Origin of the sequence: Actinopolymorpha sp. NPDC004070 (genome assembly GCF_040610475.1) — a bacterium.
In the GTDB taxonomy this organism is placed as follows: domain Bacteria; phylum Actinomycetota; class Actinomycetes; order Propionibacteriales; family Actinopolymorphaceae; genus Actinopolymorpha.
On record NZ_JBEXMJ010000006.1, the window covers coordinates 121,714 to 133,833 of the forward strand.

Below are 12,120 nucleotides of genomic sequence, written 5' to 3' on the forward strand. Positions count from 1 at the left end.
GCCGTACTCCTGTTCGCCCGCCCACCGGTACTCGCGCGAGCCCGGTCGGCCGCCGCCGAGGCCGGTCCCCGTGCCCTGGTCGAGGTGGCCTCCCGCGCCTTCGTCCTCGGCCGGGACGAGGAGGTCGACATCGCGGCCGGCCTGGTCGCCGACGCCCGCGGCCGGGGGATGCTGTCGGCGCTGCCAGCCGGACTCGGCTACGCCACCTTGACCCACGCCCTGCTCGGCCGGCACCGGGACGCGCTGGTGAGCGGGGACGAGGGCATGCGAATCGCCCGCGACACCGACCAGCCGCTCTGGGAGAGCTACACCGCGGGCGCCCTGGCCCACCTCGCCGCCGTCAAGGGCGACGAGGCGCCGTGCCGGGAGTACGCCGAGGCTGCCGGCGTCGGCCGCTCCGCGCCGAACGGCTCGCTGGCCGGGCTCGCGACGGCGCACGCGGCCCTGGCCCTGCTCGATCTCGGGTACGGCCGTGTGCAGGCCGCGTTCGACCGGCTGGTCACCCTGGTGGGCGTTCGACCGCGCGCGGACCGAGCTGTCGTTCGGTGAGTGGCTGCGGCGAGGGCGGCGCCGAAGCGACGCGCGCGGGCGGCTGGCGAGCGCCCTGCGGACGTTCGAGGAGATCGGCGCACGGCCTTGGGCCGAGCGGGCGCGAGCCGAACTCGGCGCCGCCGGAGACTCCGCGGCCGCCGCATCTGTCGCCTCCTCCGCACCCGCCGGGGACTCCGGGCCCGCCCCGCACGCCGGACCCCGCGGCGCGGCCGGTGACGCCGGTGCACGGCTCACGCCGCAGGAGCTGCAGATCACCGAGCTCGCCGCCGGCGGGCTGTCCAACCGGGACATCGCCGCCCGCCTCTACCTCAGCCCGCGGACCGTGGCGTACCACCTCTACAAGGCGTACCCGAAGCTCGGCATCAGCTCCCGCGGTGAACTCGCCGCCCTGCGCGCCGGCGCCTAGGGCCGCTCCCTCGTCTGCCAACTTTGGTTGACAACCGCACGTTGTCAACCTAGATTGACAACGTGCCGGACACACTCGTGGACACCATCCGGGCGAAGGACCCACTCGAGGCGCTGGGCCAGATCGCGGCGCTCGAACGCCAACTCGACGCCGAGACCGAGATCCAGGTCCGCCGGGCCCGGGTCCAGGGCTGCTCCTGGGAGGTCATCGCCGCCGCGCTGGGAGTCAGCCGCCAGGCGGTCCACAAGCGTTTCGCCGGCCGCACCGGTCTGCTCAGACGCAAACGTACGTAGGGGGAACGATGTCCGGACGGTCCCGACCACGGTCCCGCGGCGTGGGGCGTCCCGCGCGCCGGCGCGGGGGTCTGCTCTCCCGGCTGCGACGGCGCCGGACACCGTTGCCGCCCGGGCCGGGCGGACCGGGCGGGCCGCCGGACGCGGGCCCACCACCCGCCGGGGTACGCGAGCCGCGCCGCCCCGGACCCGGCCCCTCCGCCGTGAGCGCGGCCGCGGGCGAGCCGCGCGACCAGTTCGTCGACCTCGCCGCCGAGCGCGCCCGGTAGCGCCGGCTCGTACGTTCCCGAACCGCCCCGGGCGACCTCGGCGCCCGCCGGTGCCGGAAGAACCCCCGAGCAGAAGTGTCAGACCGAACGCGGCCGTCGCGCCGGGTTGGCCACGTCGGCCTCGGTGAGGCCGGTGTTCGCCAGGATGTCGGCGAAGTGGTGCTCGATCGTCTTCTGCACCTGGGTGGCGTACTCCTGCGGCGGTGTGCGGCGCTGCAGCACGTTGGTGAACAGCGCCTGCAGGATCTGCGTCGCGCGTCCGCCGCCTGGTCCGTTGACCCAGAAACTGCCGTACGCCGGGCCGACGATCCCCTTCTGCTGGATCTTCCCGAGCAGGTCGCTGACCTCTCGGGGGTACTCGATGCCGTTCACCATCGGCGGGCCGGCCGGCGCCAGCTCGTGCGCGTCGGACGTGCCCTGCAGAAAGGCGGTGTAGCCCGGCTTGGACAGCCAGAACATCAGGAAGTCCATCACCATCTCGGTGTGCTGAGGCTCCTTCTCCACCACCCCGAGGTGGTAGCCCGTGGTGCCTTCGGGCGGACGCGGCCGCGACTCCACCAGCGGCCCCTCCATCGGCGGGAACTCGAAGACGTCCCAGTCGAACGGCTCCAGCTTCCCGGCCTTGATCCCGAGCTTCTCGGCGCGGCTCTCCGTCAGCGACTGGAGGTCCTTGTGCAGCAGGGTCAGTGACCACGATCCGTCCACGAGCATCGCGGCCTTGCCCTGGACGAACGGGAGGTACTGGTCGGTGTAGGCGAAGAAGTCGCCGTTGGAGTACTGCGGGAAGACCCTGATCAGGTTGGTGACCAGCTCGACCATCGCCGGTGTGTCGAACCGCACCGTCTTGGCCTTCAGCGCCTGGTAGAAGCGCTGGGCGCTGTAGGTGTACTTCGCGTGCAGGGCCGGGTCGTTGGCGTCGTAGTCGAAGTCGCCGTCGAGTTCGGGGTTCCAGTTCCAGTCGCCCGGCTGCGAGCGCGCCGCGGTGGACCAGGAGGGGTGGTACTGGTCGAAGTAGACCGAGCAGATCCAGCCGGGAAGGATGTAGTCGAAGTTCGTCGACAGCGGGATGTGACCGGCCTTCTTGAGCTTCGAGCTGACCTCGATCACCTCGCGCCAGTTCTTCGGCGGGCTGACGTTGGCCGCGGCGAAGATCTCCTTGTTGTAGTACCACAACAGGTGCGCCTGGTCGGTGCCGAGCTGCGGCCGGGTGCCCTCGGCGGTGAGCTCGCGGTACTTTTCGAACGCGTAGTCCTTCTCCCAGGGCTGGCCGGTGTAGGGGTTGACCTGCGCGCGGTACTCGTTGAAGTCGACGAAGCCGCGGAAGTCCGGCGCGTAGCCGCTGGTGACGATGTCCGGCCCGACCCGGTTGGCCGACAGCTGGGTGTCCAGCCAGCGTGCGTAGGAGTCGGTGTCGGTGTAGTCCTTGGTCTGCCAGGAGATCCGCACGTCCGGCTGGTGCTCGCGGTAGGCCCGGGTCAGCGCCTCCTGCGCCGCCTTCGGCGGATTCTCCAACGGGGCAACGGTGATGTGCCCGCGGTAGCGCGCGGCGTCGTCGGCGCGCCGGCGGGTCGCGGGATTGCCGAACGGCCGTCCGTCGTCACCCGTGCAGCCGGTCAGCACGGACGCCACCGTGGGAGCGGACACCCCGAGGGCCAGCGAACGCAGCAAGAAGGCGCGCCTACTCGAGCCGGACATGCACTGCCTCCCTGACGGTTCCGGCGCCCACACTACCGGTGGGCCTCCTCCGCCCGGCCGGAAACTCCGAGCCCGGGCGAGCGACCGGATTTGTGTCCGTCACGGCGGGCGGCGGGCCGTACCGGTTGTCGCGCACGAGCCTCGTGTCTCGGCCCCTGCACGACCTCACCGGGCGAGGAACAGGACCTCGGCGCCGGCCGGGCGGTAACCGGCCGCCAGCAGCGTCCGGACCGAGGCGGCGTTGCCCGGCGACACCTGGGCCCACACCGCGCCCGCGCCCGGGGGCAGCATGTGGCGTGCCGCGCGGGCCAGCGACCGGCCGAGCCCCCTGCCCTGCCGGTCGGGCTCGACCTCGAACGCCAGCTCGCATCGGCCGGCGAGCCCGCGGCCGACCAGGACGAGTCCGCCGTCGGTTCCGTACACGCGTACGTCGTCGCGGTAACGGTGTGCCCGGCGTACGCGGGGATGGTCGGAGTCGGTGACCTCCGTCAGCCGCAGCGGCGGCGGGCCGGGCAGCGGGCCGGCCAGCATCAGCTGGTCGAGCACGCCGACCCGGCGGCCCGTGTGCGCGGCCAGGGCGGACAGGAACGCCGGCTTCATCGGCGCACCCAGGTCGGTGTGGTCGACGCCTTCGGTGCCGTGGAGCACAGCGCGCACCCACTCCGGTGTCACGTCCGCGACGACCACGGTGTGCGCGGTGAAGGCGACCACCGCCGCGGTCCGTCCGGGCGGTTGCGGAAGCACCCGGACGGTGCCGTCGGGGGGCGGCCACCCGCCGCGTTCCGCGCGGGCCAACAGGTCGCCCAGCGCACTGCCGTCGACCAGCGCGGTGTCCGGCGGGCGGGCCGGGGGTCGCTCCGTGGGGCGCTCGGGGGGACCTGGTGGTCGGGTGTCCGCAGTCACGGGTCCATCCTGTCCCATGCACTCCGTCGGGCTGGGTCCCACGACCCTCGTACTTCTCCCGGTCCTGGCCGGCCTCGCCGCGTTGCTGTCGAGGCTCGGCGGCCTGGGCCACCAGCGTGCCCTCCCGCTCGCCGTCGGCCGCGCGATCGTCCAGCTCGCCGCGGTGGGGCTGGTGGTCGGCTTCGCGCTTTCGTCGTACGCCGGGACGCTCGCCTTCCTCGCCCTGATGGCCGGGGTCGCGACCCTCACCAGCGCCCGCCGGCTCCGCGGCCTTCCGGGCGCCTGGGCACGGGCGGGTGCCGCGATCGTCGTACCCGCGGTACCGGTCCTCGTCCTCCTCCTGCTGACCCGCAGCGTCCCGGCGAACCCGGCCACCCTGCTGCCCCTCGGCGGCATCCTCGTCGGTGGGGCGATGTCGGCCACCACGCTCGCCGGCCGACGGGTGCTGGCCGAGCTCCGCGGCCGCTGGGGCGAGGTCGAGGCGGCGATGACCATCGGGCTGACCCCGCGGCAGGCGTACCGCGAGATCGCCGGCCGGGCCGGGGCGGACGCGCTGCTGCCCGCGCTCGACCAGACCCGGACGGTCGGCCTGGTGACCCTGCCCGGGACGTTCGTGGGCATGGTGCTCGGCGGCGCCCCGCCGCTGCGGGCGGCGGCGTTCCAGCTGGTCGTGCTGGTGTGCCTGCTCGCGGTGGAGGCGGCCTCGATCGTGCTGGTCACCGAGCTCGTCGCGGCGGCCGCGCCGTTCCCCCGGCCGGCGCCCTGACCGACCGGCGGGCGCAGGACGCGCGGCCACCGCCCGCGAGTCGCTGTGTGGCACTGTCGGTGGTGGGTGGCACGATGCTGAAGAGAACCCCAGCCACCTGGTTCGACCTCGCCTGACCCTGAGGAGTGCACGCCCGTATGCCCCGTCGCACCAAAGCCACGCTGCCGCCCCCGGACGACTTCGAGGAGCAGATCAGCGACATCGACGTCGGCGACGAGATGCGTACGAGCTTCCTCGAATACGCCTATTCGGTGATCTACACGCGGGCGCTGCCCGACGCCCGTGACGGGCTCAAGCCGGTGCAGCGCCGGATCCTCTACACCATGTCCGACATGGGGCTGCGCCCCGACCGCCCACACGTCAAGAGCGCGCGGGTGGTCGGTGAGGTGATGGGTAAGTTGCACCCGCACGGCGACTCGGCGATCTACGACGCGCTGGTCCGGATGGCCCAGCCGTTCGCGATGCGGGTGCCGCTGATCGACGGCCACGGAAACTTCGGTTCCCACGACGACAGCCCCGCCGCGATGCGCTACACCGAGTGCCGGATGGCGGCGCCGGCCCTGGCGATGACCGGGTCGCTGGACGAGGACGTCGTCGACTGGAAGCCCAACTACGACGGCCAGGAGCGTGAGCCGCAGGTCCTGCCGGCAGCCATCCCCAACCTGCTGGTCAACGGCGCCTCCGGGATCGCGGTCGGGATGGCCACCAACATGGCGCCGCACAACCTGGTCGAGGTGATCCAGGCGCTCCGGCAGCTGATCAAGAAGCCGAGTTCGAGCCTCGACGACCTGATGCGCTACATCCCCGGTCCCGACCTGCCCACCGGGGGCAAGATCGTGGGCCTGGCCGGCATCCGGGACGCCTACGAGACCGGGCGGGGCGCGTTCAAGATGCGGGCCACGGTCCGGATCGACAACGTGACGCCCCGGCGCAAGGGCCTGATCGTCACCGAGCTCCCCTACAACGTCGGCCCCGAGCGGGTGATCGAGCGGATCAAGCAGCTCGTCCAGTCCAAGAAGCTGCAGGGCATCGCCGATCTGAAAGACCTCACCGACCGCGCGCACGGCCTGCGGCTGGTCATCGAGGTCAAGAACGGCTTCCACCCCGAGGCGATTCTCGAGCAGCTGTACAAGCTCACGCCGATGGAGGAGTCGTTCAACATCAACAACGTCGCCCTCGTCGACGGCCAGCCGCGCACCCTCGGGCTCAAGCAGCTGCTCGAGGTCTACCTCGACCATCGCTACGACGTCACCCGTCGACGCACGAGGTTCCGGCTGACCAAGGCCTCCGACCGGCTGCACCTGGTCGAGGGCCTGCTGCTGGCCATCATCGACATCGACGAGGTCATCCAGATCGTCCGCGGCAGCGACGATGCCGGTCAGGCGAAGGACCGGCTGATGAACGTCTTCGACCTCACCGAGATCCAGGCGCAGTACATCCTCGACATGCAGCTGCGCCGGCTGACGAAGTTCTCCCGAATCGAGCTGGAGAAGGAGCAGTCCACGCTGGAGAAGGAGATCGAGGAGCTCACCGCGATCCTGGAGGACGAACGCCTGCTGAAGCGGCTGGTGTCCGGTGAGCTGACCGAGATGGCCAACGCCTACGGCACCGAACGCCGCACCGTGCTGCTGGAGTCGTCCGGGCACGCCGTCACCAGCGCCGTACCGCTCGAGGTGGCCGACGACCCGTGCTGGGTGCTGTTGTCCTCCACCGGGCTGATGGCCCGCACCACCGGCGCCGACCCGCTGCCCACCGAGGGCTCGCGCGCCAAGCACGACGTCGTGGTGTCCGCCGTACGCGGCACCGCGCGTGGCCAGGTCGGCCTGGTCACCAGCAGCGGGCGGCTGGTGCGGCTGAACGTGCTCGACATGCCGGCGCTGCCACCGACCGCCCACGTGCCCAACCTCCAGGGCGGCGCACCGCTGAGCGAGTTCGTCTCGCTGGGCAAGGGCGAACGCGGCCTGTGCCTCACCACCCTCGACCCCGACTCCCCCGGCCTGGCGCTGGGCACGGCGGCCGGCGTGGTCAAGCGGCTCTCACCCGACCACCTGGCCAACCGTGACGCCTGGGAGGTCATCACCCTGAAGGCGGGCGACGAGGTGGTCGGCGCGACCGAGCTGCGCACCGGCGAGGAGGACCTGGTCTTCGTCACCAGTGACGCCCAGCTGCTGCGCTTCTCCGCCACCGCGGTGCGCCCGCAGGGCCGGACGGCCGGCGGGGTGAGCGGGATCCGGCTCGGTGCGAAGGCCCGGGTGGTCTTCTTCGGCGCCGTGCCCGCCGACCAGGAGGCCGTCGTCGTCACCGTGGCCGGCTCGACCTCGGCGCTGCCCGGGATGGACGGCGGCTCGCTCAAGGTGGCTCCCTTCGAGGAGTACCCCGCCAAGGGACGTGCGACCGGAGGGGTGCGCTGTCACCGGTTCCTCAAGGGCGAGGAGGTCATCCAGCTGGCCTGGGCCGGGCCGGTGCCCGCCCGGGCTGCGACTGCTGCCGGTGCGGCGGTTCCCCTCCCGGCCGCGACCGGCCGGCGGGACGGCTCGGGTGAGCCGTCCACCAAGCCGATCGCCGCCATCGGCGGCCCGGTCACCTGACCCGACCGCCTCGCCACACTCGACCCGCCGAGCGGGACTGGTTCGCCTGAGCCGATCCCGTTCGGCAGTTCCCGTCCGTGACCGGGCAGAGCCCGGCTGCTCAGGACCGACTGGTCCGGGCCGGCCGACCTGAATCGGCTGGTCAGGGCCGGCTGGTCAGGGCCGGCCGGCGGTCAGGACCGGGCCGAGGCGCTCCCCCACCGGCGCCCCGCCCAGGTGGCGAACCACAGGACCAGTCCGATGGCCAGCAGTACGCCCGCGATGGCGTACTCCTGTGGGTCGCGGCCGCTCCACGGTGTGGCGAGGTACGCGCAGCACACGATCCCGAGCACCGGGAACACCGTCGGCGCGCGGTAGTGCCGGTGCTCCACCGGGTCCTTGCGCAGGACCAGCACCGCGGCGTTGACCAGTGTGAAGACACACAACAGGAGCAGCGCGGTGGTGCCGCCGAGCTGGCTGACCCCGCCCCACGCGGCCAGGCCGATAGCGAGCACCGAGGTGAACACGATCGCCGCCCACGGGGTGCGCCGGGTGCGGTGGACGACGCCGAGTGCCCGGGGAACGATCCGCTCCCGGGACATGCCGTAGACCAGACGGGACGCCATCAGCATGTTGATGAGGGCGGAGTTCGTCACCGCGAACAACGCGATGAGCGAGAAGACCGCGAGCGGCAGCCAGTCGGCACCGACCCGCACCACCTCCAGCAACGGGCCGTCGGACGCACTCAGGGTGTCCAACGGCACCAGGGTGGTCGCGATGAACGCCACCAGCATGTAGATGACGCCGGTGATGGAGATGCCGAGGAACAGCGCCCGCGGGAAGACCCGCTGTGGATGGTGGGTCTCCTCCGCCATGTTGACCGAGTCCTCGAACCCCACCAGGGCGAAGAACGCCAGCGCCGCGCCGCTCACCACCAGACCGAACGGGTTACCGTCCGCGTTGAACTCGAACGACCTGCCCGGGTCGCCGATTCCCCGGGCGACCGCGATGGCACCGATCACGATGATGAACAGCAGGCCGGACACCTCGACACAGGTCAGCACGACGTTGAGGCGTACCGACTCCGAAACGCCCCGGAAGTTGACCAGCGCCAGGACGACCAGGAACGCCACCACCACCAGCAGCGTCGGCACGTCGACGAACTCGGTGAGGTAGTCGCCGCCGAACGTGCGGGCGGCGGCACCGGCCGAGGTCAGCCCCGAGCACATCACCGCGAACGCCACCATGAACGTCAGGAAGTGAATACCGAACGCGCGCTGGGTGTACAACGCGGCTCCGGCCGCCTTGGGGTACTTGCCGACGAGTTCGACGTAGGACGTCGCGGTGAACATCGCCACCACGAACGACAGGCCGAAGGACATCCACGCGGCTCCCCCGACCTCGCCCGCGACCTTGCCGGTCAGGGCGTAGATGCCGGTGCCGAGGATGTCGCCCACGACGAAGAACAACAGGAGCTTGGGGCCGATGGCCCGGCGGAGTTCGGGCTCGGCGCCCGTGTCGGAGGTGACGCTGGCAGAACGTGCGGAGTCCGGCACGGTGGTCCCCCTTCTGGTCGGATGACCACCGTGCCCGATCGGTCGCGCGCCGTAAAGACCTTCGCCGCCGCATCAGGAGGCGGCGCGGCGGTCGAGCACCCGGCTCAGCCGCCGCACCGGCGCCGGATCACGGGACGGCGCGGCGGTCGAGTACCCCGGCTCAGCCGCCGCACCGGCGCCGATCAGGCGTCGATGCGAGCGTCGTCCAGCTCGTAGGCGTTCGCCACCAGGAACTCCCGCCGGGGTGCCACGTCGTTGCCCATCAGCAGGTCGAACACCCGGTCGGCCTCCTCCGCCCCGGCCATGGTGAGCCGGCGCAGGGTGCGGTGGCGGGGGTCCATCGTGGTCTCGGCGAGCTGGTCGGCGTCCATCTCCCCAAGGCCCTTGTAACGCTGGGGCGGATTCTTCCAGCGCACGCCCTTCTTCTCCAGCTGGACGCAGGTGCGTTGGTACTCCGCGTCGGAGTAGGTGTAGAGGTACTTGCTCTGCCCCTTCTTGGGGTTGGTGAGCTCGAACCGGTGCAGCGGTGGCACGGCGGTATAGACCCGGCCGGCTTCCACCAGCGGCCGCATGTAGCGCCAGAACAACGTGGCTAGCAGGCAGCGGATGTGCGCCCCGTCGGAATCGGCGTCGGCCATGAAGATGATCTTGCCGTAGCGAGCTGCTTCCAGGTCGAACGTGCGGCCCGAACCCGCACCGACCACCTGGATGATGGCCGCGCACTCGGCGTTCTTCAGCATGTCCGAGACGGACGCCTTCTGGACGTTGAGGATCTTGCCGCGGATCGGCAGAAGTGCCTGGAACTCCGCGTTGCGGGCGAGCTTCGCGGTGCCGAGCGCGGAGTCGCCCTCGACGATGAACAGCTCGGTGTTGTCGGCGGAGGAGGAACGGCAGTCGGCGAGCTTCGCCGGCAGCGCCGAGGACTCCAGGGCGTTCTTGCGCCGCTGGGCGTCCCGGTGCTGGCGGGCAGCGAGCCGGGCCCGGGCAGCCGAGGCGACCTTCTCCAGCACCGCGCGCGCCTGCTGCTTCTCACCCCGCTTGGAGGAGGTGAGGAACGCCTTGAGCTCCTTGCGGACGACCTGGGACACGATCTTCGCCGCCGCGGGGGTGCCGAGCACCTCCTTGGTCTGGCCCTCGAACTGCGGCTCGGCCAGCCGGACGGTCACCACCGCGGTGAGCCCCTCGAGGATGTCGTCCTTGGTGACGTCGGGCTCGCTCGCCCGCAGGACGCGGGTCGCCTTGAGCGACTCGTTGAACGTACCGCCGAGCGCCCGCTCGAAGCCCTGCACGTGCGTGCCGCCCTTGGGCGTGGAGATGACGTTGACGAACGACCGGATCTCCGTCTCGTATCCGGTGCCCCACCGCACCGCGATGTCGACCGCGAGGTCACGCTCGACCTCGCGCGGGGCGAGGTGGCCCTGGTCGTCGAGCACCGGGACGGTCTCGGTGAAGTGACCGCCGCCCTGCAGCCGCAGTACGTCGGTGACGCTCTCGTCGGTGGCCAGGAACTCGCAGTACTCCGCGATGCCTCCGTCGTGCCGGAAGCTCTCCTCGCGGACCTCGGCCTCGCGCTCGTCCCGGACCACGACCTCCAGGCCGGGCACCAGGAAGGAGGTCTGCCGGGCCCGGGTGACGAGCTCGTCGAAGACGAACGTGGCGTCCTTGGTGAAGATCTGCCGGTCGGGCCAGAAGCGCACCCGCGTCCCGGTCGTCCCCCGCTTGACCCGGCCGAGCTTGGCCAGCCCCGACCCCTTGGAGAAGGACGCCCGCGGTCCGTCGCCGGCGAACGTGCCCGGCACGCCGCGGCGGAAGCTCATGCCCCACTTGGCGGGCGAGCGGTCGACCTCGACGTCGAGCCGGGCGGACAGCGCGTTGATCACCGACGCGCCGACGCCGTGCAGGCCGCCGGAGGCGGTGTAGGAGATGCCGCCGAACTTGCCGCCGGCATGCAGCCGGGTGAACACGACCTCGACTCCGGACAGCTTGGTCCGGGGCTCGATGTCGACCGGGATGCCGCGGCCGTCGTCGCGCACCTCCGCCGATCCGTCGGCGTGCAGGATGACGTCGATGCGGGTGCACGCGCCGGCGAGCGCCTCGTCGACGGCGTTGTCGATGGGCTCCCACAGACAGTGCATCAGGCCACGGGTGTCGGTGGACCCGATGTACATCCCCGGCCGCTTGCGCACCGCCTCGAGGCCCTCGAGAACCGTGAGGTGCTGGGCGGTGTAGCCGGAGTGGTCCAGGTCCGCGGGCCGAGTCAACCGACAACCCCTTCCGTGTCGATACGGTAGCTTTCAGTGGCAGAAGGCCGCGGTGCTGGACACCGCCGCCGATGCGAATGTCAGGCTACCCACGACCTCCGACAAGCGGCCCACTCACACGCCGCCGGCGCCGGGGACGTGATCTTCACCTGCCCGAATCCTCCTCGGCTCGGAGGAAAGTCCCTTCCGCGCGGTCGGTTCCCCGCCCACAGCGCTGTGACGTTGACCACATCACCGAGGGTCGAAACGGCCTGATGACGCTGCCAAAGGTCCCGTACCTCGCGGGACCGGGCCGGGCGTGTGCGCCGATCCCGCAGTACGTTGGCCACATGGCAGGTGTCCTGGCCGTCGAGGTCGTCCGACTCTGCGGGGCAAATCCCCGAGGGCGGGAACACCGTGCACCTGGTTTGATGTTGCTGGAGTGGAGTCCCCGACGGATCGGAGTGAAGATCACGTGACTGCTGCAGTTGCCACACCGCTCTCGGCCGCGGACCGCTGCGACCGCTGTGGCGCCCAGGCCTACGTCCGGGTGTCCCTCGCGTCCGGCGGTGAGCTGCTGTTCTGCGGACACCACGGACGCGAGCACTCGGAGAAACTCCGGGAGGTCGCGTCCGACATCCACGACGAGACCAACCGGCTCGCGGCGGACAACCCCAACTAGGAAACAGTGCCGTGTGCGGCGACGATGCCGCACACCCCACCAGACGTGAACGCGCCGGTCACCACCGTGGTGGCCGGCCGTTTCGCGTCCGGAGCCGGTTGCCGCGATCACCCAGCGTCCAGGACCGGTCGCTCCCAGCGCCGCGCGGCCTCTTCTCCGGCGCGTCCTTCGCAGCCATACTCGGCGTCCAT

Annotated in this window: 11 protein-coding genes; 7 read left to right on the forward strand and 4 right to left on the reverse strand. The window is 71.4% G+C overall.

The window, feature by feature from the left end; genetic code table 11:
* The first annotated feature begins 84 nt into the window (after window positions 1-84).
* From ABZV93_RS13075 to ABZV93_RS13090, 4 genes are all read left to right on the forward strand, one after another.
* On the forward strand, window positions 85-549 hold the full coding sequence (locus tag ABZV93_RS13075) for a hypothetical protein (RefSeq protein WP_354934276.1): 465 nt from the start codon (window positions 85-87) through the stop codon (window positions 547-549).
* Window positions 473-958: a helix-turn-helix transcriptional regulator gene (locus ABZV93_RS13080; RefSeq protein WP_354934279.1), complete on the forward strand. Its 486-nt coding sequence runs from the start codon at window positions 473-475 to the stop codon at window positions 956-958. Before ABZV93_RS13075 ends, ABZV93_RS13080 begins: the two co-directional genes overlap by 77 nt.
* 77 nt (window positions 959-1,035) lie before the next feature.
* Window positions 1,036-1,251, forward strand: coding sequence for a hypothetical protein (locus tag ABZV93_RS13085; RefSeq protein ID WP_354934827.1), 216 nt, complete (start codon window positions 1,036-1,038; stop codon window positions 1,249-1,251).
* 41 nt (window positions 1,252-1,292) lie between these two features.
* Window positions 1,293-1,520, forward strand: a complete 228-nt coding sequence (locus tag ABZV93_RS13090; protein WP_354934282.1) for a hypothetical protein — start codon at window positions 1,293-1,295, stop codon at window positions 1,518-1,520.
* Window positions 1,521-1,598: 78 nt separating this feature from the next.
* Here ABZV93_RS13090 and ABZV93_RS13095 read toward each other — a convergent pair whose 3' ends face one another.
* Both ABZV93_RS13095 and ABZV93_RS13100 read right to left on the reverse strand, forming a co-directional pair.
* Window positions 1,599-3,215 carry an extracellular solute-binding protein gene (locus ABZV93_RS13095; protein ID WP_354934285.1) on the reverse strand — a complete coding sequence of 539 codons (1,617 nt, stop codon included), beginning with the start codon at window positions 3,213-3,215 and terminating at the stop codon, window positions 1,599-1,601.
* Between the two features lie 165 nt (window positions 3,216-3,380).
* Window positions 3,381-4,118, reverse strand: a complete 738-nt coding sequence (locus tag ABZV93_RS13100; RefSeq protein WP_354934288.1) for a GNAT family protein — start codon at window positions 4,116-4,118, stop codon at window positions 3,381-3,383.
* A gap of 16 nt (window positions 4,119-4,134) precedes the next feature.
* Between ABZV93_RS13100 and ABZV93_RS13105 the strand changes: the two genes are divergently transcribed.
* Together ABZV93_RS13105 and ABZV93_RS13110 are read left to right on the forward strand one after the other, a co-directional pair.
* Entirely contained in the window at window positions 4,135-4,884 is a 750-nt protein-coding gene (locus tag ABZV93_RS13105; RefSeq protein ID WP_354934291.1) for an ABC transporter permease, read from the forward strand.
* A gap of 137 nt (window positions 4,885-5,021) precedes the next feature.
* Window positions 5,022-7,472 carry a DNA topoisomerase IV subunit A gene (locus ABZV93_RS13110; protein WP_354934294.1) on the forward strand — a complete coding sequence of 817 codons (2,451 nt, stop codon included), beginning with the start codon at window positions 5,022-5,024 and terminating at the stop codon, window positions 7,470-7,472.
* A gap of 173 nt (window positions 7,473-7,645) precedes the next feature.
* On the opposite strand, the gene ABZV93_RS13115 is transcribed toward ABZV93_RS13110, so the two are convergent.
* Both ABZV93_RS13115 and ABZV93_RS13120 read right to left on the reverse strand, forming a co-directional pair.
* Window positions 7,646-9,007 carry an APC family permease gene (locus ABZV93_RS13115; protein WP_354934297.1) on the reverse strand — a complete coding sequence of 454 codons (1,362 nt, stop codon included), beginning with the start codon at window positions 9,005-9,007 and terminating at the stop codon, window positions 7,646-7,648.
* Between the two features lie 182 nt (window positions 9,008-9,189).
* Window positions 9,190-11,268: a DNA topoisomerase IV subunit B gene (locus ABZV93_RS13120; RefSeq protein ID WP_354934300.1), complete on the reverse strand. Its 2,079-nt coding sequence runs from the start codon at window positions 11,266-11,268 to the stop codon at window positions 9,190-9,192.
* 454 nt (window positions 11,269-11,722) lie between these two features.
* Between ABZV93_RS13120 and ABZV93_RS13125 the strand changes: the two genes are divergently transcribed.
* Window positions 11,723-11,929, forward strand: a complete 207-nt coding sequence (locus tag ABZV93_RS13125; RefSeq protein WP_092655548.1) for a hypothetical protein — start codon at window positions 11,723-11,725, stop codon at window positions 11,927-11,929.
* Window positions 11,930-12,120 lie beyond the last annotated feature (191 nt).